A 17,749-nucleotide genomic window follows, 5' to 3' on the forward strand; every position below is an offset into this window, starting at 1 on the left:
CAAATGATGTCATCTACTACTGTTATCATTCATATTCGCCACAATCCGGCCCGAAAATGACCTTCGTTCCGACGCTTGCCGCACCTTGAGAGCCGCCTGTCGGGCCCGGAGATCGCGACGCTGCGGCACGAATCACGGCCGAGGCGTTCCGGCTTTGACAGCGCGCGCCCGAGTTTTCAGTATCGCGCCTCGAGGGAGGACAGGATGCCGCTCGAAGTGCTCATCGCGCTCGTCGTGTGCGGGATCGCGGGCATCGCGATCCTGACGCATCTTTTCGGCCTGTCGTCGCGCAGCGTGTTCGAGGATGAGGCGGCGGCCCGCGCCGCCTGGCTGCGCGAATTCCCGCAGCTTTCGCCGGGCGAGGTCACGCTCGCCACCGACAGGCACGCTGCGCTCGTCACCACGCGCAAGGGGCCGGGTCTCGTCTGGAGCTTCGGCGCCGACACGACCGCGCGCCTGCTTACAGGAGCCCGGGTGTCGCGCGACGCCCGCGGCCTCGTCATACGCCTTCCCGACTATTCCGCGCCGCGCATCCGACTGTCGCTCGACGACGACGAGGCGGCGCGTTGGACCACTCTGACCGGAGACGCCGCATGAGCGCCGATATGTCCTACCCCGATGTCGTATCCTGGGCCGTGCCGGTCTTCATTGCGCTCATCCTGATCGAGCTGGTCTGGATCGTCACCCAGCGCCGCGGCGGGCGCTACGAAACGCGCGATGCGCTCACCTCGCTCGTGATGGGTGCCGGCAATGTCGCCTCGGGCATCGTGCTCGGCTTCGTCGCCTACGGCTTCTTCATGGCGCTCTGGGCGATCACGCCGCTCGATCTCGGCACGTCGGTTTGGGTGGTCGCGCTGTGCTTCGTGCTCGACGACCTGCGCTACTACTGGGTGCATCGCTTCGGCCATCGGATCCGCTGGGTCTGGGCCAGCCACGTGAACCATCACTCCAGCCAGCACTACAACCTGACGACCGCCCTGCGGCAGACCTGGACCGGGACCTTCACCTTCATGATGGTGGTGCGCGCGCCGCTGATCCTGCTGGGCTTTCATCCCGCGATGGTGCTGTTCTGCGGCGGACTGAACCTGATCTACCAGTTCTGGATCCATACGGAGGCGATCGGCAGGCTGCCGCGCTGGTTCGAGGCGGTGATGAACACGCCCTCTCACCATCGGGTGCATCACGGCCGCAATCCGCGATATCTCGATGCGAACTACGCGGGCGTGTTCATCGTCTGGGATCGCCTTTTCGGCACCTTCGTGCCCGAATGCGACGACGAGCGTGTGGATTACGGCCTCGTCCGCAATCTCGGCACGTTCAATCCCATCCGCGTGGCGTTTCACGAGTGGGTGGCGATCTTTCGCGACGTGACGCAGCCTGGCCTGACCGCGCGGCAGCGGCTGATGTACGCGGTCGCCCCGCCGGGCTGGAGCCACGACGGCTCGCGCGAGACGTCCGACATGATCAAGGCGCGCCACGCGACCGGCACCCCGAACAGCCACGCCGGGGCCGGTATCCCGGGAGAGTAGGGCCTTGCAGGCGGCCGGGGCGCCCCCGTAAGCGGACACCAGGCAATCCACCGGGGCGGCATGACCGATCACACGTTTCTGGAGTCGATGTTGGTCATCAATCCCGGCGCGCTCGACCGCGTCGTCGGGCGTGAAACGCTTGTCGTGACCGGCGCCCCGCGCGGCATGACCTCGGTGGTGTCCTACACGCTCTTCGAGCTCGGCTATTTCCTCGGCGACAAGATACAGCCGCGCAATTTCGAGGATGTCGGCTTCACCAAGGCGCTTCCCGACCCCAAGCTGTTCCCAAAGCCTCTGACCGAGCGGCGCGTGCTGATCGACCTGATCGCGGAGCGCAACGCCGCGCATGACAGGTGGGGGTTCAAGCTGCCCCGCGCCCTGCACTATATCGAGCAGCTGCCCGCGCTCCTGCGCAACCCGGTCGTCGTGCTCTGCGTCCGCAATCCGCTGGCGACCTGCGCTTCGGTGGCCACCCGCGAAAGCGGGCTCTCCGACGGGCTTGCCACCGGCTACCGCAACGCGCTGCGGTCCGTAACGGCGATGGAGCACCTGATGAGCGCGTCGGACCTGCCCTCGATCCTCGTCGACATGGATTCGGTCCAGCGGCGCCCGGGGCGGTTCCTGCGCGATTTCGCCAAGCTTCTGAAGCTCGAGGGCGATCTCGACGCGATCAAGGCGGGCATCGCCGAACCCGGATACAAGCGTGCGGCCAAGCAGCCCGGGGTGACCTACGTCAACGCCAAGGGTGATCCGATCTGACCAACCGGCCGGTCAGCGGCAGTAGCTGCCGCTGCGATACCGCGCCGTGTCGAAATGGAAATGATCCTGGTGGAAACGGTCGGAATCGGGCCCGAGCGTGGTGCCGAAGATTCCGCAAGCCGCGCGGTAGGCACGCCGCAGGATAGGACCCTGGTTGTCGGAATAGTAACCACCCTGCACGGTCAGGTTGGTGCCGTCGCGCAGCCGGATCGCGGAGATGTCGATCGCCCGCCCCTTGCCGTGCTCGGACACCTTGGCACCCGGCTGGTTGTTGCGCGTCCGGCACGCGTAATGCGCCGCGACACGCAGCTCGGAAACGCCGCCGCCGACCTGACCGACGGCCGGCTTCAGCCCGCGATCGACCCACGCCTTCAGCGCCCGCGCGGTGGGACAGTCGATCATCGCCTGCTGGCTGAGCGCGACGCCGGAGACACTGCGCACGCGGACACCGTCGCGGATGCCGCAGGCGGCGATGCGCCCGGGCACGTAGCCGACCGCCTCGCCCTGGATCGCCGGATCGCCGCAAATGGATCCACGCCGCCGCTCCGCCTGCCGGGCCATGACCCGCTGCACGAAGGCGCGGCTGCGCGCGATGGGGCGCAGGGCGCGCGGGACGGCCTGCGGTGTCGCGGCCGCGAACGCGCGAAGGTCCTGCCCCTCGTAGCCGGGGAATTCGTCGACCGGATCCGCGCGCGGCACCGGGTCGAGCTGCGTCCACCGCGCCACCAGCTTCGCGGCGATCGCATCCTCGATCACGCTGTCCGGCCGAGCACGCGGCCGCACGTAGGTCTGCGCCTCCTCCGTCACGGGTTCGGGCGCCGCCGCATCGGGCGCCGCCGCATCGACCTGCGGGCGGGCGACCGGACGGGGCGAGACATCGGGCGCGGCAAAGGACGGCGCCGCGATCAGCATGGCAAGACCCAGGATCAGCGGTCTCATCGTTCCACCCGCGCGCGGCCGAAATCCGGCGCGTCCGTATCCTGGCCCGCTTCGATGATGCCCCGCCGGATCGCGCGGGTGCGCGTGAAATAGTCGAAGAGCGCGTCGCCGTTGCCGGTCCGGATCGCGCGCTGCAGCGCAAAGAGTTCTTCGGTGAAGCGCCCCAGAATCTCGAGCGTCGCGTCCTTGTTCGTCAGGAACACGTCGCGCCACATCGTCGGGTCGGACGCGGCGATGCGGGTGAAATCGCGAAAGCCTGCAGCGGAATACTTGATGACTTCGCTGTCCGTCACGCGACGCAGATCGTCGGCCACACCGACCATCGTGTAGGCGATGAGGTGCGGAGTATGCGACGTGACGGCGAGGACCAGATCGTGATGATCCGGCTCCATCTCCTCGACAAGGGCGCCCATCCCTTCCCAGTAGCGACGCAGCCGCGCGACCGCCATGGGATCGGTCCCGGCCTCCGGCACCAGCAGGCACCAGCGGTTCTCGAAAAGGGTGGCGAAGCCGGATTCGGGCCCCGAATGCTCTGTCCCGGCGAGGGGGTGCCCGGGCACGAAATGCACGCCCTCGGGCAGGTGCGGGCCCACGTCGTCGATCACCCGTCGCTTGACCGACCCCACGTCGGTCACCGTCGCCCCCGGTTTCAGGTGCGGGCCGATGGCCTGCGCCACCGCCCCCATCGCGCCGACAGGCACCGCCAGAACGACGAGGTCGGCGTCGGCCACCACCTCTTCTGCGCTGTCGCAGACCTCGTGGCAGAGCCCGATCCGGCGCGCGGTCTCGCGTGTCTCCTCGGACCGCGCGTAGCCGGCCACGTGATCCGCGAGCCCCGCACGTCGCGTCGCCCAGAACATCGAGGACGCGATGAGACCGAGGCCGATCAGCGCGACCTTTCCGTAGACCGCCGTGTCGCTCATCGCGCCCCCGCCTTGAAGAGTCCGACCGCGTGCGCGACACGGCGGCACGACGCTTCGTCGCCGATCGAGATGCGCAGCGCCGCGGGCAGCTTGTAGGTACCGACGCGCCGCACGATCAGGCCCTGCTTCTGCAGGTAGAGATCGCAGGCCTCGGCCTCCTCGGCGTCCGCGAACCGCGCGAGGATGAAATTGGCGCAGGAGGTGTCGGACGGCACGCCATGCTCCATCAGCGCCTCGGCGAGCCATGTCCGGAGCCGCGCATTCTCGCTGCGGCATTTTTCCACGAACTCGCTGTCGCGGATCGAAGCCTCGGCCGCCGCCAGCGCCGGGGCCGAGAGGTTGAACGGCCCCCGGATCCGGTTGAGCACGTCGATGATCTGCTGCGGCCCGTAGCCCCAGCCGACGCGCATGCCCCCAAGGCCGTAGAGCTTGGAGAAGGTGCGCGTCATCACCACGTCACCGCGCGTCTCGACCAGGGCGGCACCGCCGTCGTATCCCTCCACGAACTCGGCATAGGCCCCGTCGAGAACGAGGATCGCCCCGTCGGGCAACTCCTCGGCCAGACGCTCGATCTCGGCGAGACCGATCATCGTCCCGGTCGGATTGTTCGGATTGGCGAGAAAGACGAGGCGCGTGCGCTCCGTCGCCGCCGCGAGGATCGCGTCGATATCGGTCACGCGTTCCTTTTCCGGCACTTCGACGGGCGTGGCGCCGGCGGCGCGCGCGCTGATCTTGTACATCCCGAAGCCGTGCTCGGTGTGGATCACCTCGTCTCCCGGCCCGGCATAGGCCTGGCACAGGAAATGGATGATCTCGTCGGACCCGACGCCGCAGATGATGCGGCGCGCGTCGAGGCCGTGCACCTCGGCGATGGCATGGCGAAGCGCGGCGTGGTCGGTCACCGGATATCGGTGCATCTCGTGCAGGACGCGGCGCACCGCCTCTTGAGCCGCCGGGCTGGGGCCGAACGGGTTTTCGTTCGACGACAGCTTCACGACGTTCGTCACGCCCTCCACGGCGGACTTGCCACCCTGGTAGAGCTCGATCTCCATGATCCCCGGCTGCGGCTTGATCTCGCCCATCTCGCGTGCCTCCTGCCCGGTCGTCTTAACCGCCCGACGGAACGGAGAAAAGCGTCAAAGCCGCACGCCGGTCCTGCCGGCCGATCCGCGCGAAGCGAGCCGGCCGGTCGTGGTCAAGCGGCCGCGCGCAGGGGCAGGTCGCGAGGCGCGGCGCGGTCCTCGGGGATGTCGAACAGCCCGGTCGACAGCGACCACTCCGACAGCGCGGGCCGGGTCGACCATACCGCCAGCGGGATCGCCCCGATGAAGGCGATCAGGATCGGCGCCGCGAAGGCCAGAACCGCCGGCAGGAACGTCCAGAGCCACGCCGCCAGCGCGAGCCCGAGCAGCGTCTGCGGCCACAGCACGTTTGCCGCCTCGTGCCATTCCAGCCGGTCGCGCGCGCGCTGTTGCGCGGCCCAGCCGACCTTGCGCCCGAACGGAAGCCCGATCAGGAACCGCGTGATCGACACCGCGACGATGGGCGCGACCAGCATGGAGAACACGATTTCGACCGCGAGCCCCGCCAGTAGCCGCGAGGCGCCGCCATAGGCCGTCGTGCGCTCGGGATTGGCGAGGACCTGCGCCACGCCCATGATCTTGGGCGCGAGGTTCAGCGTCATGATCAGCGCGAAGAAGCCGAGCCCCATCCAGAGCGGGACCGCTCCCACCTGACCCGGCACTGCCGCCAGCGCCGCGCCGGTGATGATGAACGCGATCCACGCCGGTGCGGCCGCGTACATCTGGATCGCCAGCAGAAGCTGCAGCCGCGATACGGGCTTCAGACCTGGCAGCCCGAGCAGGCGGAAATACTGCATGTTGCCGGCCGTCCAGCGCAACTCGCGACGGATGAAGTCAGGCAGGCTCGGCGGATTCTCCTCGCGGCTGTCGCCTTCCTCGGCCAGCACGCGGACCTCGTAGCCCGCCCGCCGCATCAGCACCGCCTCGACCTGGTCGTGGCTGAGGATGTGCCCCGACAGCGGCCCGGAGCCCGGAAGCACCGGCAGCATGCAATGCCGCCGAAACGGCTCGGCGCGGATCAGGATGTTGTGGCCCCAGTTGGGACCGCAATCGCCCTGCCACCACGCGGAGCCCAGCGTGTAGGAGCGCATGCCGTGGCGCATGCCGAACTGGAACGCGCGGGTAAAGAACGTGCGCGCCGGGAGACCGGTCACCAGCGATTGCAGCATCCCGATCTCGGGGCTCGCCTGCATCACCCGGACAAGCCGCAGAACCGCATCGGCGCCCATCTCGCTGTCCGCATCGAGGGGCAGAAAGAAATCGATGCCGGTGACCCGGTGCAGGAACTCGGCGATGTTGCCGGCCTTGTAGCCGACGTTGTCGCTCCTCCGGCGATAGCGGATGGCGGCGCCCGGCCGCGCCGCCTGCCACGTGGCCACAAGCGCCTCTTCGCGTGCGGCCACGTCGTCGCGATCTGTGTCGCTCAGAACGTGGTAGGAGAACCGGTCGGCCCAGGGCGTCGCGCCGAGCTCCGTCTCCAGCCGGCGCAGCCGCGCGATGGACGCGTCCGGATCCTCGTTGCGCAGCGGCATGACCACCGCGGTCCGCGCGGCGATGGGGCCGCCCCGACGCGCGCGATCGAGCGCCGGCGTCACCACCGCGGCGGCCCGCGCGCCATGCCGAATATCGAGGGCGAGGCCGATCAGGCTGTTCCACAGCCCGATCGACAGCCAGGGCAGCGTAATCGCGTAGGCTGCGAGCATCGCGATTTCGAGCCAGAGAAGTCCGCCCACCGACAGGAGGGCCGTCATCCCGGCGAACAGGGCCGCGATGGTCGCGAGGTTCAGCACGAGCACGAGGCGGCGTCGGCCTCGCAGCGTCCCGCCCGGATCATGCCTCACGTCACGGCGGGTCCCGGCGACAGCGCGGCTGCCCTCGAGACTGTGGCGATCGAGTTCCTGCAAGGCGACCTCCCTGGTTGCGCTCCCCTAGGGGTTTGGAGCGCAAGCCCAAGGTTTCCAGTGAAAAATCGGTGACGCCCTCCGCGACGGCGGAGCCCTGCTCAGACTTCGACCGCGAATCGCTCTTGGGCGCCGACGCCGAATACGCGCTTGTAGCGCTCGATTTCGTCGGCCGGGCCCATCGCCTTCTCCGGGTTGTCCGAAAGCTTCACCGTCGGCTGGCCGTTCGCCGCGACGGCCTTGCACACAAGGCTGAACGGCGCGAGCCGATCGCCCTCGGCCAGCCCCCTGAAGTCGTTGGTCAGCAGCGTGCCCCAGCCGAAGGAGGTCCGCACCCGGCCGGCAAACTGCTTCTGCAGCGCCTCTATTCGCTCGACATCGAGCCCGTCCGAGAAGATCACCAGCTTCTCGCGCGGATCTTCGCCGCGCGACTTCCACCACTGGATCGCGGTTTCCGCGCCCTTTACGGGGTCGCCGGAATCTATGCGGATCCCGGTCCAGCCGGCCAGCCAGTCGGGCGCACGTTCGAGAAAGCCCTCCGTGCCATAGGTGTCGGGCAAGATCATGCGAAGGTTGCCGTCATGCTCCTCGTGCCAGTCGGCCAGCACGTCGTATGGCGCGCGCGCCAGCGCGGCGTCGTCTTCAGCCAGCGCCGCATAGACCATCGGCAACTCGTGCGCGTTGGTGCCGATCGCCTCCAGGTCCCGGTTCTTGGCGATCAGGCAGTTCGATGTGCCCGTGAACGATGCGCCGAGACCTTCGCTCATCGCGCGCACACACCAGTCCTGCCAGAGAAAGGAATGCCGCCGGCGCGTGCCGAAATCGGCGATCTTGAGCCCGTCGAGCGCGCGCAACCGCTCGATCTTCTCCCAGAGCTTGGTCATCGCCCGGGCATAGAGCACCTGCAGCTCGAAGCGCCCCAAGTCGTGCAGGACGGCGCGCCCGCGCAGCTCCATCAGGACGGCAAGCGCCGGGATCTCCCAAAGCATGACCTCGGGCCAGGCGCCCTCGAAGGTCAGCTCGTACTGGTCGCCCACGCGTTCGAGCGTGTAGGGCGGCAGCCGCAACGCCTCGAACCATTCCATGAAGTCGGGCCGGAACATCTGCCGCTTGCCGTAGAACGTGTTGCCGCGCAGCCAGGTCGACTCGCCCCGCGTCAGCGAAAGCGACCGGATATGGTCGAGCTGCTCGCGCAGCTCGCCCTCGTCGATCAGCTTGGCCAATGGAATGTGCGTGCTGCGGTTGATCAGGCTGAAGGTCACCTGCGTGTCGGGCCGGTTGCGGAAAACCGACTGGCACATCAGCAACTTGTAGAAGTCCGTATCGATCAGCGAGCGGACGATCGGATCGATCTTCCACTTGTGATTCCAGACCCGCGTGGCGATGTCGACCAAGGCACCCTCCGTCAGCTTCCCGACGCTTAAAGCAGCCCCCGGGCGGCCAAGGCAAGCCGCGGCCGCCGCACCTCAGCCGAGGGTGACGCCTGCGGACTCCATCCGCGCGCGCGCCTCGGCCGCCGATCCATCCGCGTCGATCGCCCGGCAGAGCGCCTCACGGACATGCACGCGAAACCCCAGCTTGGCCGCGTCGAGCGCCGACCAGGCGACGCAGAAATCATAGGCCAGACCGACGAACGTGAGCTCTTTGATCCCGCGCTCGCGCAGGTAGCCGGCGAGGCCCGTCGGCGTTGCGTGGTCATTCTCGAAAAAAGCCGAATAGCTGTCGATGTCGCGGCGAAAGCCCTTGCGGATCACCATGTCGGCGCGCGCCGTGTCGAGGTCCGGATGAAAGGCCGCGCCCTCGGAGCCGATGATGCAGTGGTCGGGCCAGAGCACCTGAGTGCCGTAGTCCATCTCGACGGTCTCGAGCGGCGCCTTGCCGGAGTGCTGCGACGCGAAGGAGGAGTGACCATCGGGATGCCAGTCCTGAGTCAGAACGACGGCCCCGGCCTCGGGCATCAGCGCGTTGATCGACTCAACCACTTCCGATCCGCCGGGCACCGCCAGCGCGCCGCCCTCGCAGAAATCCATCTGCACGTCGATCACGATCAGTGCCTGCATGGCCGGTTCTCCTCCTGCGGACGTCGCCTCGTGACGGCAGAGCCTAGCGGCGCCGCGTCGACCCGCAACCCCGGGCCTTGATCGCGCGTCCGGCCGCTCGTATCTCGCGGCCATGTTCACCGTTGCCGCGCTCTACCGCTTCACGCCCTTCGACGACCCTGCCGCTCTTGCGCCGGGCATCGAGGCCGTGGCGCGCGACGGCGGCGTCACCGGCACGCTTCTGCTGGCGACCGAAGGGCTGAACGGCACCGTCGCCGGCCCCGGCGAGGGGATCGCGGCGCTTCTGGCGCATCTGCGCGGGCTGCCGGGCTGTGCCGATCTGGAGCCGAAACTTTCCACCGCGACCGAGCGGCCCTTTGCGCGGCTGAAGGTCCGGTTGAAGCGCGAGATCGTCACGATGGGCCAACCCGGGGTCGATCCCCGCGCGGCCACCGGCCATTACGTGTCGCCGTCCCAGTGGACCGAATTCATCCGCGATCCCGAGGTTGCCGTGATCGACACCCGCAATGCCTACGAGGTCGCCATCGGCACCTTCGAGGGCGCGATCGATCCCGGCACCGACAGCTTTCGCGACTTTCCGGCCTGGTGGGCCGCCAATCGCGACCGCTTCCACAACCGCAAGATCGCGATGTTCTGCACCGGCGGCATCCGGTGCGAGAAATCGACGAACTGGCTCCTGTCGCAGGGGGTCGAAGAGGTCTACCACCTCGAGGGTGGAATCCTGAAATACCTCGAAGAGGTCCCCGAGGCCGAAAGCGCCTGGCAGGGCGAATGCTTCGTCTTCGACGGCCGCGTGTCGGTCGGCCACGGGCTGCGCGAAGGACCGCACATCCTGTGCCACGCCTGCCGCCGCCCGATCCGGCCCGAGGATCGCCAGCACCCGGACTACGAGGAAGGCGTCGCGTGTCACCACTGCGCCGCCGAGACGAGCGCCGAGGACAAGGCCCGCTTTCGCGAGCGCCAACGCCAGATCGCCCTCGCCCGCGCACGCGGAGAGACGCACCTTGCCGCCGAGGCGTCCGAAGACTGAGCACGGCCCCGGTCGCACACCTCACGAACCGTCGAACAAAAGGGCGCGCCGCGATCGCGACGCGCCCCTTCGCATAGTGATGACTGAGCGCGCGAAAGCGCACCGGTCACCGCGCCGCCCGCTAGCGCTTACAGCACGTAACGGCTCAGGTCGGTTGACCGGCTGAGATCGCCGAGATGCTTTTCGACGAAGTCGTCGTCGACGGTCACCGTGTCGCCGGCATGGTCGGGCGCGACGAAAGACAGCTCCTCGAACACCCGCTCCATCACCGTGTAGAGCCGGCGCGCGCCGATGTTCTCGACCGACGCGTTGACCTCGGCGGCGATACGGGCGAGCGCGGCGATGCCCGCCTCGGTGAACTCGACGGTCACGTGCTCGGTCGCCATCAGCGCGGTGTACTGCCGGGTCAGCGCGTTGTCGGTTTCGGTCAGGATCCGGACGAAGTCGCCCTCGGTCAGATCGCGTAGGTTGACCCGGATCGGCAGGCGGCCCTGCAGCTCGGGCAGGAGGTCCGACGGCTTGGCAACGTGGAACGCGCCCGACGCGATGAACAGGATATGGTCGGTTCGCACCGGGCCGTGCTTCGTCGATACGGTCGTGCCCTCGATCAGCGGCAGCAGATCGCGCTGCACGCCTTCGCGGCTCACGTCGCCACCGCGCGCGTCGGACTTGGCGCAGACCTTGTCGATCTCGTCGAGAAACACGATCCCGTTCTGCTCGACCGCGTCCAGGGCCGAGGTCTTGACCGCCTCGTCGTCGAGCAGCTTGTCGGCCTCTTCCTGGATCAGCACGTCGTAGCTTTCGGCGACCGAGAGCCGCTTGCGCGTGGTTCGCCCGCCGAAGGCCTTGCCGAAGAGATCGCCGAGGTTCATCCCGCCCATGCCCTGGCCTGGCTGGCCGGGAATCTCCATCATCGGCAGCGACGGCGCGTTCTCCTTCAGCTCGAGATCGATCATCGTGTCGTCGAGCTCGCCCGCCTTGAGCTTCTTGCGGAACATCTCGCGCGTGGCATCGCGCGCGTCCTCACCGGCGATCGCGGCGATCACCCGGTCCTCGGCCGCCTGATGCGCGCTCGCCTTGACGTCCTCGCGCATCTGCTCGCGGGTCATCGTCATCGCCGCGTCCATGAGATCGCGCACGATCTGCTCGACGTCGCGGCCGACATAGCCGACCTCGGTGAACTTCGTGGCCTCGACCTTGACGAAAGGCGCGCGCGCCAGCTTGGCGAGCCGGCGCGAGATCTCGGTCTTGCCGACACCGGTGGGCCCGATCATCAGGATGTTCTTCGGGTAGACTTCATCGCGGATGTCGTCCGAAAGCTGCTTGCGGCGCCAGCGGTTGCGCAGCGCGACGGCCACGGCGCGCTTGGCGTCCTTCTGGCCGATGATGAACCGGTCGAGCTCGGAGACGATCTCGCGCGGGGTCAGGTCTGTCATGTGGGAAATCCTTCGATCCGGTCGCGTCGCTGGGCGCGGGCCTCAGCCCTCCAGCGTCTCGACCGTGAGGTTGCCGTTCGTGTAGACGCAGATGCTGGCGGCGATCTCCATCGCGCGGCGCGCGATCGCCTCGGCGTCATGCTCACCGTCGATCATCGCGCGCGCGGCGGCCAGAGCGTAGTTGCCGCCCGATCCGATGGCCGCGATCCCGTCCTCGGGCTCCAGCACGTCGCCCGCGCCGGTCACCACGTAAAGCTGGGCGCCGTCGGTCACGATCAGCATCGCTTCGAGCTTCTGCAGGTACTTGTCGGTGCGCCAGTCCTTGGCCAGCTCGACGCAGGCGCGCTGCAGCTGGCCGGGGGTCGCCTCGAGTTTCTGTTCGAGCCGCTCCAGCAGCGCGAACGCGTCGGCGGTCGACCCGGCAAAGCCGGCAACCACGTCCGACCCGCCCGGCGAGAGCCGGCGCACCTTGCGCGCCGAGCCCTTGATGACGGTCTGCCCGAGGCTGACCTGCCCGTCACCCGCGACGACCACGCGGCCGCCCTTGCGCACGCCGATGATCGTCGTGCCGTGCCAGCCCGGAAAGCTGTCCTCTGCCATGCGCCATCCTTCCATTGGTCTGGCGCGGCATATGGGGTGTCCGCGCGGCAGGGGCAAGCGGACGGGGTCTGACGGCGCGGCAGGGCGCCGCACGGCGGCCGGCCGGGATCAGGCCGGGCGCGCGCCGAGACGCTGGCGCAGCGCACCCAAGGCGAGTCGCGGCAGGAGCGCGGCACATGCGGCGTAGCGCGGTACCAAGCGCCGCGGGTGCGACGCTGCGCGCCATGCCCATTCGAGCGCCACGCGGCGCACCCAGAGCGGTGCCCGCGCCTGCGTGCCGGCGAAGAAATCGAGCCCAGCGCCGATCGCGGCGAACCCCATGCCCGGAAGGCGGCGCCGCCCGACTGCGGCAAAGATCTCCTGCTTCGGCGCGCCCAGCGCGACGAAGCACATCCCGGCGCCCGAGGCCTCGAGTTCGGCGAACACCGCCTCGGCCCCCGCGCCTTCGGGATCGAAGCCCATCGGCGGCGCGATGCGCGCCACCACGCGCAGCCCCGGAACGATGCTCTCCAGATGCGCCGCGGCAGCGTCGAGCGCCGAGGCGGTGCTGCCCACGAGCGCGACCCCGACGGCGTGGCGCGCCGCCAGCCGCGACAGCGGCACGATCAGGTCGGCACCCGGAACGAGATCCACCGGACGCCCGGCCAGTCGCGCCGTCCAGACGATCGGGTTGCCGTCCGCGGTCACGAGGTCTTGCGCGGCATAGGCCGCGCGGAACCGATCGGAGCGTGCGAGTTTCACGAGATGATCGAGGTTCAGCGTCGCGAGAGCGAACCCCTCGCCGGCAGCCAGACGGCGCGACACGACCGACGACAACGTCGTCCAGTCCGGCACGGTGATCCGCACGCGACAGGCCTTCACGATGTATTCCATGACAGCGATCCCGGCTCGAAATGTGGCCAGCCCCCGCTGTGGTCTAGCACAGTTTCGCCGCAAAGCGAGGCCATCCGCTCGCGGATCCGCGCGGATGGCACGCGGCTGCATCGCTTTGCCCAACGATGCGCCGCTGCGGCACGGGATTGTTTCCACCGATCGTGACACGTCGTATTTGAGCCATGTTTTGATGGTCTGAGCCCGTCGAGGGCGGGCCGAAATCGAATCGGGACGGAATGCGCATGGGCCGGCAGCGGCGCCCATACGCCGCGCACCGCGCGGCACCGAAGCCATGAGCGGCGGCACGATCACGATGATCGGCTGCGGGTTCGTGGCCGATCTCTACGCCCGCGCGTTGGCACTCCATCCCGAGATTCGGCTCGCCGCGGTTTGGGACCACGATCCGGCTCGACTTGCAGCGTTCGCCGCCCATTGGAGCCTGCCCGCGGCGCGCAGCCTCGATGATGCGCTGGCGTCCACGCCGGCGGACGGTCTGGTGCTCAACCTCACGAACCCGGCCGCGCATTTCGATATCACCGCCGCCTGCCTGTCGAAGGGCCGGCACGTCTACTCGGAAAAACCGCTGGCCCCCGATCTCGACGAGGCGCGCGACCTTGCCGCGCGCGCCGCCACAGCGGGACTGCAGCTGGGCTCGGCGCCCTGCTCGGTCCTTGGGGAAGCGGCGCAAACCCTCGGCCACGCGATCCGCTGCGGGGTCGCCGGCACACCCCGCGCCGTCTACGCCGAGCTCGACGACGGGTTCGTGCCGCAGGCCGCCTATCGCAAGTGGATCTCCGAAAGCGGCGCGCCCTGGCCGTTCGAGGACGAGTTCCGCACGGGCTGCACGCTGGAACATGCCGGGTACTACCTGTCGTGGCTGATTGCGTGGTTCGGCCCGGTTCGTACCGTGGTCGCCGCGTCGTCCGAGACCGTTCCGGACAAGGAGGGCACCGGGCCCATGGCGCCGGACCTGTCCGTCGCGACCCTCTTTTTCGAGACCGGGCCGGTGGTGCGGCTCACCTGCTCGATCGTCGCCCCGCACGATCACCGGATCCGGGTCATCGGCGACGGCGGTATCCTCGAATGCAACGCGGCCTGGGACAACAGCGCGCCGGTGCGCTTTCGCCGTCGCGTGACCCTGCGGCGCCGGCTCATCGAATTGCCGGTCGGCCGCCGGATCCGCCTTGGCCGCGAAACCCACCCCAAGGTCGGGCGCTGGGGGGCGGCGTCGATGAACTTCCTCCTCGGCCCGGCCGAAATGCTGGAGGCCATCGCCGCCGGTCGCCCGAGCCGCCTCGGCGGCGACTACGCGCTGCATCTGACCGAGGTGACGCTCGCGATCCAGAATTCCGGCGAAACGGCGGGCGCGCAGCGGATGACCACGACCTGCACCGCGATGGAGCCGATGCCGTGGGCGAAGTGAACGGCAACGACGCGACCCGGATCGTCGTCACCGGCGCAAACGGGTTTCTCGGCCGGGCGATCCTTTCAGAGGCGCAGGCGCGCGGGCTGTCCGCCGCCGGCCTCGTCCGCCGCCCGGCTCCGGACCGTTCGGAGGCCGACGTCCACGTCTGCGATCTTGCCGCACCGGGCGCGGATCTCGTTCCCATGCTCGAGGGTGCGACGGCGGTGATCCACGCCGCGGCGCACCTTGGCGGAGACGCCGCCGCACACGAGCGAGACACGATCGGCGCGACCGATGCGCTGCTGGACGCGATGGCCGCCGCCGGTGTGCCGCGACTCGTGCTCGTCGGCTCCGTTGCGGTCTACGACACGATGGCCGTAGCCCCCGGAACCCGGATCGACGAGACCAGCCCCGTCGCGCCGCCGGAGCACGCCGCCGACGCCTACGCCGCCGCGAAAATCCGGCAGGAGGCGGTGGTCAGCACGCGCACGTCCGCAGCAGGAATCGCCCTGACGATCCTGCGCGCCGGGGCCGTCTACGGCCCCGGCCGGCTCTGGAACGCGCATCTCGGTGTCGGGCTCGGTCCGGTCCTGATCCGCTTGGGAAGGGGCGGCGTGGTGCCGCTGGTCGACCGCGCCCGCGCGGCCCGCGCGCTCGTCGACGCGGCGGAGGGACGCGCCGGGGACGGCATCCTGAACCTTCTGGACGACGATCTGCCCGACCGGGCCCGGTTTCTCGACGCGATGCGGGAGACGGGCTGGCCGCGCGCGGTCCTGCCGCTGCCCTGGCCGACGCTTGTCCCCGTCGCGCGGGCGCTGCGCGGCTGGCAGGGGCGTCCGGGCCTTCTGCGCGAGGCGGCGCTGCGTGCGCGCATGGCGCCGTTTCTCTGGCCCAACGACCGGCTGCGGTCCGCACTTCCGGATCGCGACCGGGGCACCTTCGCCGCCCGGTTCGCCGCTGCGGCGGGGGGCGCGCAATGACGCGTCCGCGACTGGCCTACCTCACAGGGGAATATCCCCGCGCGTCGGACACGTTCATTCAGCGCGAGGTGGCGGGGCTGCGCGCCGTGGGGCACGACGTCCTGACCTGTTCGGTACGCCGCACCGGGCCCGAGCACCTCGTCGGCCCCGAGCAGCGCGCCGAACAATCCGCCACCTTCCACGTGCTGGAGGCCGCGCGCCGGCCCGCAACGCTGCTCGCCGCGCACCTGCGCTGGATGCGCGCGCCGCGCCGCTACCTGGCAGCTCTCGGGCTGGCCTGGCAAACCGCGCCGACCGGACTGCGCGGACGGCTTTACAACCTCATCTACTTCGCGGAAGCCGCGGTTCTGGCCGCCCACCTGTCGGATCGGGGCGTCAGCCACCTGCACAATCACATCGCCAAGTCATCCTGCACCGTCGCGATGCTCGCCTCGGCCCTGTCTGGTCTGCCCTACAGCTTCACGATCCACGGGCCGGACATCTTCTTCGCTCCCGAGCATTGGCGGATCGACGAAAAGGCGCGGCGCGCCCGCTTCGTTTCGTGCATCTCGGATTTCGCGCGCTCGCAGCTCATGTGCTTCGCCCCGACCGAGACGTGGCCGCGGCTGCACGTGATCCATTGCGGCGTGGACCCCGATCGTTACGCCGCCCGCCAAGCCACCGCGCCCGGCACCCGCCTCCTGTTCGTCGGGCGGCTCGCGGGGGTGAAGGGCGTGCCGCTCCTGCTCGACGCGGTGGCCGCGCTCGCGCCCGCACATCCCGAGCTTGCGCTCGATCTCATCGGCGATGGGCCGGAGCGCGCGGCGCTCGAGGCGCGGGCGCGCGATCTGGGCATCGCGGCGCGCTGCCGCTTCCTCGGCTACCAGGGGCAGGACGAGGTCGCACGCGCGCTCGGCGAAACCGACCTTCTCGTGCTGCCGAGCTTCGCCGAGGGCGTGCCGGTCGTCCTGATGGAGGCGCTCGCCGCTGCCGTCCCGGTGGTCACCACACGCATCGCCGGCGTTCCCGAGCTTGTCGAAGACGGCGTGCATGGCCGGCTCGTGCCGCCCGGGGACGGCACCGCCCTCACCGCGGCGATCGACGCGCTCCTGCAAGACCCCGAGGTCCGGGCCCGGTTGGGGGCGGCCGGTCAGGCCAAGGTCCGCGCCGGCTACGACGCGGGAATCGAGGCGCGGCGCCTCGCCACGCTCTTCGCCGCCTACGCGGGCGGGCCGACGCCGGCGGCGCCGCCCGCCAAGCGGCCGGAGCCCACCGCATGAGCGTGGTCGATCTCGTGCTCATCGGGCGCAACGAGGGCGCGCGCCTGCGTGCCGCCCTCGCTTCGGCAAAGGGGCAGGCCCGGCGCCTCGTCTACGTCGATTCGGGCTCCACCGACGACAGCGTCGAGGCCGCGCGCGCGGCGGGGGCCGATGTCGTGACGCTCGACATGTCGGTGCCCTTCACCGCGGCACGCGCCCGCAATGCCGGAGCGTGGCACCTGCTCGAGTCGCCCGACCCGCCCGACTACCTGCAGTTCATCGACGGCGATTGTGCGATCGTGGCCGGCTGGATCGCCGACGGCGCAGACCGGCTCGACGCCGCGCCGGAGCTTGGCCTCGTCACCGGCTGGCGCGCCGAGACCGCGCCGGAGTCGAGCGTGTACAACCACCTGTGTCACTGGGAATGGCGGCGCCCGGCGGGCGAGATCCGCGCCTGCGGCGGCGACATGCTTGTTCGGGCGGCGGCCTTCCGCGCCATCGACGGCTTCGACCCGACCGTCATCGCCGCAGAGGACGACGAGTTCTGCGCCCGCCTCCGCAAGGCCGGCTGGCGGCTCGAACGGCTCCCCCGGGAGATGACCCGCCACGACGCCGCGATGACCCGGTTCGGCCAGTGGTGGCGCCGCGCGGAACGGACCGGCCACGGCTTCGCTCAGGTCGGGCACCTGCACCCCGACACCTTCGTCACGGAGCGGAGGCGCGTTGTGGTCTACGCGCTCGCCCTGCCGCTCGCGGTCGGCGCGGCCCTCGTGGTTGCGCCGTGGGTGGCTGCGGTGCTGGTGCTGGCCTACCCGCTGAACTGGTCGAAGAGCACTGCCGGCCTGCGGCGCGACGGGATCGCGCCGGACGCCGCCCGCCGGCTCGGCCTGCTGCTGACCCTGTCGAAGTTTCCGAACCTGATCGGCATGGCGCGATTTCACCTGCGCCGCATGCGCCGCGCCCCGATGCGGCTGATCGAATACAAGTAAGCGAG

General features: G+C 69.6%; 17 protein-coding genes. 8 read left to right on the top strand and 9 right to left on the bottom strand.

Features of this window, described 5'->3' with window-relative positions; translation table 11 throughout:
• The first annotated feature begins 204 nt into the window (after window positions 1–204).
• Genes ROJ8625_RS04190 through ROJ8625_RS04200 form a run of 3 tightly spaced genes read left to right on the top strand, consistent with a single transcriptional unit; the run spans window position 205 to window position 2,288 of the window.
• Window positions 205–597 carry a hypothetical protein gene (locus ROJ8625_RS04190; protein WP_085790564.1) on the top strand — a complete coding sequence of 131 codons (393 nt, stop codon included), beginning with the start codon at window positions 205–207 and terminating at the stop codon, window positions 595–597.
• The gene (locus ROJ8625_RS04195; protein WP_085790565.1) at window positions 594–1,529 is read left to right on the top strand and encodes a sterol desaturase family protein; all 936 of its coding nucleotides are present in this window, start codon (window positions 594–596) and stop codon (window positions 1,527–1,529) included. The genes ROJ8625_RS04190 and ROJ8625_RS04195 overlap by 4 nt, the downstream gene beginning before the upstream one ends.
• 60 nt (window positions 1,530–1,589) lie before the next feature.
• Complete coding sequence (locus ROJ8625_RS04200; RefSeq protein ID WP_085790566.1) at window positions 1,590–2,288, top strand: hypothetical protein; 699 nt, start codon at window positions 1,590–1,592, stop codon at window positions 2,286–2,288.
• A 12-nt stretch (window positions 2,289–2,300) separates the two neighbouring features.
• Here the strand turns inward: ROJ8625_RS04200 and ROJ8625_RS04205 are convergent, their stop codons facing one another.
• The 6 genes from ROJ8625_RS04205 to pncA form a co-directional block, all read right to left on the bottom strand.
• Complete coding sequence (locus tag ROJ8625_RS04205; RefSeq protein ID WP_085790567.1) at window positions 2,301–3,227, bottom strand: extensin-like domain-containing protein; 927 nt, start codon at window positions 3,225–3,227, stop codon at window positions 2,301–2,303.
• Complete coding sequence (locus ROJ8625_RS04210) at window positions 3,224–4,150, bottom strand: prephenate/arogenate dehydrogenase family protein (RefSeq protein WP_085790568.1); 927 nt, start codon at window positions 4,148–4,150, stop codon at window positions 3,224–3,226. Before ROJ8625_RS04210 ends, ROJ8625_RS04205 begins: the two co-directional genes overlap by 4 nt.
• Window positions 4,147–5,232 (bottom strand): histidinol-phosphate transaminase, encoded by a 1,086-nt coding sequence (gene hisC, locus ROJ8625_RS04215; RefSeq protein ID WP_085790569.1) that lies wholly within the window; start codon window positions 5,230–5,232, stop codon window positions 4,147–4,149. The genes ROJ8625_RS04210 and hisC overlap by 4 nt, the downstream gene beginning before the upstream one ends.
• Before the next feature lie 113 nt (window positions 5,233–5,345).
• Window positions 5,346–7,136, bottom strand: coding sequence for a glucans biosynthesis glucosyltransferase MdoH (mdoH, locus tag ROJ8625_RS04220; protein WP_234984160.1), 1,791 nt, complete (start codon window positions 7,134–7,136; stop codon window positions 5,346–5,348).
• A gap of 98 nt (window positions 7,137–7,234) precedes the next feature.
• Window positions 7,235–8,527 carry a nicotinate phosphoribosyltransferase gene (pncB, locus tag ROJ8625_RS04225; RefSeq protein ID WP_085790570.1) on the bottom strand — a complete coding sequence of 431 codons (1,293 nt, stop codon included), beginning with the start codon at window positions 8,525–8,527 and terminating at the stop codon, window positions 7,235–7,237.
• A 72-nt stretch (window positions 8,528–8,599) separates the two neighbouring features.
• Window positions 8,600–9,193, bottom strand: a complete 594-nt coding sequence (gene pncA / locus ROJ8625_RS04230) for a bifunctional nicotinamidase/pyrazinamidase (protein ID WP_085790571.1) — start codon at window positions 9,191–9,193, stop codon at window positions 8,600–8,602.
• A gap of 112 nt (window positions 9,194–9,305) precedes the next feature.
• Here pncA and trhO point away from each other — a divergent pair, with 112 nt between their 5' ends.
• Window positions 9,306–10,223 (top strand): oxygen-dependent tRNA uridine(34) hydroxylase TrhO, encoded by a 918-nt coding sequence (gene trhO, locus ROJ8625_RS04235; RefSeq protein WP_085790572.1) that lies wholly within the window; start codon window positions 9,306–9,308, stop codon window positions 10,221–10,223.
• A 128-nt stretch (window positions 10,224–10,351) separates the two neighbouring features.
• On the opposite strand, the gene hslU is transcribed toward trhO, so the two are convergent.
• The 3 genes from hslU to ROJ8625_RS04250 all read right to left on the bottom strand — a co-directional run bounded on the left by hslU (window position 10,352) and on the right by ROJ8625_RS04250 (window position 13,132).
• Complete coding sequence (gene hslU / locus ROJ8625_RS04240) at window positions 10,352–11,659, bottom strand: ATP-dependent protease ATPase subunit HslU (RefSeq protein WP_085790573.1); 1,308 nt, start codon at window positions 11,657–11,659, stop codon at window positions 10,352–10,354.
• A gap of 42 nt (window positions 11,660–11,701) precedes the next feature.
• Entirely contained in the window at window positions 11,702–12,259 is a 558-nt protein-coding gene (hslV, locus tag ROJ8625_RS04245) for an ATP-dependent protease subunit HslV (protein ID WP_085790574.1), read from the bottom strand.
• A gap of 108 nt (window positions 12,260–12,367) precedes the next feature.
• Window positions 12,368–13,132 (bottom strand): WecB/TagA/CpsF family glycosyltransferase, encoded by a 765-nt coding sequence (locus ROJ8625_RS04250; RefSeq protein WP_085790575.1) that lies wholly within the window; start codon window positions 13,130–13,132, stop codon window positions 12,368–12,370.
• 292 nt (window positions 13,133–13,424) lie between these two features.
• On the opposite strand from ROJ8625_RS04250, the gene ROJ8625_RS04255 reads away from it, so the two are divergent.
• The 4 genes from ROJ8625_RS04255 to ROJ8625_RS04270 are packed head-to-tail and all read left to right on the top strand — an operon-like array spanning window position 13,425 to window position 17,744.
• Window positions 13,425–14,555 carry a Gfo/Idh/MocA family protein gene (locus ROJ8625_RS04255; RefSeq protein ID WP_085790576.1) on the top strand — a complete coding sequence of 377 codons (1,131 nt, stop codon included), beginning with the start codon at window positions 13,425–13,427 and terminating at the stop codon, window positions 14,553–14,555.
• Window positions 14,543–15,517 carry an NAD-dependent epimerase/dehydratase family protein gene (locus ROJ8625_RS04260; protein ID WP_159456716.1) on the top strand — a complete coding sequence of 325 codons (975 nt, stop codon included), beginning with the start codon at window positions 14,543–14,545 and terminating at the stop codon, window positions 15,515–15,517. The genes ROJ8625_RS04255 and ROJ8625_RS04260 overlap by 13 nt, the downstream gene beginning before the upstream one ends.
• Window positions 15,514–16,776 carry a glycosyltransferase gene (locus ROJ8625_RS04265; RefSeq protein ID WP_085790577.1) on the top strand — a complete coding sequence of 421 codons (1,263 nt, stop codon included), beginning with the start codon at window positions 15,514–15,516 and terminating at the stop codon, window positions 16,774–16,776. Before ROJ8625_RS04260 ends, ROJ8625_RS04265 begins: the two co-directional genes overlap by 4 nt.
• Window positions 16,773–17,744 carry a glycosyltransferase family 2 protein gene (locus ROJ8625_RS04270; protein WP_085790578.1) on the top strand — a complete coding sequence of 324 codons (972 nt, stop codon included), beginning with the start codon at window positions 16,773–16,775 and terminating at the stop codon, window positions 17,742–17,744. Before ROJ8625_RS04265 ends, ROJ8625_RS04270 begins: the two co-directional genes overlap by 4 nt.
• Window positions 17,745–17,749 lie beyond the last annotated feature (5 nt).

The sequence above is a fragment of the Roseivivax jejudonensis genome, assembly GCF_900172265.1.
Taxonomy (GTDB): Bacteria; Pseudomonadota; Alphaproteobacteria; order Rhodobacterales; family Rhodobacteraceae; genus Roseivivax; species Roseivivax jejudonensis.

Coding starts and splice junctions, on each gene's coding strand:
- ROJ8625_RS04190 (WP_085790564.1), top strand. CDS start 205: ATGCCGCTCGAAGTGCTCATCGCGCTCGTCGTGTGCGGGATCGCGGGC.
- ROJ8625_RS04195 (WP_085790565.1), top strand. CDS start 594: ATGAGCGCCGATATGTCCTACCCCGATGTCGTATCCTGGGCCGTGCCG.
- ROJ8625_RS04200 (WP_085790566.1), top strand. CDS start 1,590: ATGACCGATCACACGTTTCTGGAGTCGATGTTGGTCATCAATCCCGGC.
- ROJ8625_RS04205 (WP_085790567.1), bottom strand. CDS start 3,227: ATGAGACCGCTGATCCTGGGTCTTGCCATGCTGATCGCGGCGCCGTCC.
- ROJ8625_RS04210 (WP_085790568.1), bottom strand. CDS start 4,150: ATGAGCGACACGGCGGTCTACGGAAAGGTCGCGCTGATCGGCCTCGGT.
- hisC (WP_085790569.1), bottom strand. CDS start 5,232: ATGGGCGAGATCAAGCCGCAGCCGGGGATCATGGAGATCGAGCTCTAC.
- pncA (WP_085790571.1), bottom strand. CDS start 9,193: ATGCAGGCACTGATCGTGATCGACGTGCAGATGGATTTCTGCGAGGGC.
- trhO (WP_085790572.1), top strand. CDS start 9,306: ATGTTCACCGTTGCCGCGCTCTACCGCTTCACGCCCTTCGACGACCCT.
- hslU (WP_085790573.1), bottom strand. CDS start 11,659: ATGACAGACCTGACCCCGCGCGAGATCGTCTCCGAGCTCGACCGGTTC.
- hslV (WP_085790574.1), bottom strand. CDS start 12,259: ATGGCAGAGGACAGCTTTCCGGGCTGGCACGGCACGACGATCATCGGC.
- ROJ8625_RS04250 (WP_085790575.1), bottom strand. CDS start 13,132: ATGGAATACATCGTGAAGGCCTGTCGCGTGCGGATCACCGTGCCGGAC.
- ROJ8625_RS04255 (WP_085790576.1), top strand. CDS start 13,425: ATGAGCGGCGGCACGATCACGATGATCGGCTGCGGGTTCGTGGCCGAT.
- ROJ8625_RS04265 (WP_085790577.1), top strand. CDS start 15,514: ATGACGCGTCCGCGACTGGCCTACCTCACAGGGGAATATCCCCGCGCG.
- ROJ8625_RS04270 (WP_085790578.1), top strand. CDS start 16,773: ATGAGCGTGGTCGATCTCGTGCTCATCGGGCGCAACGAGGGCGCGCGC.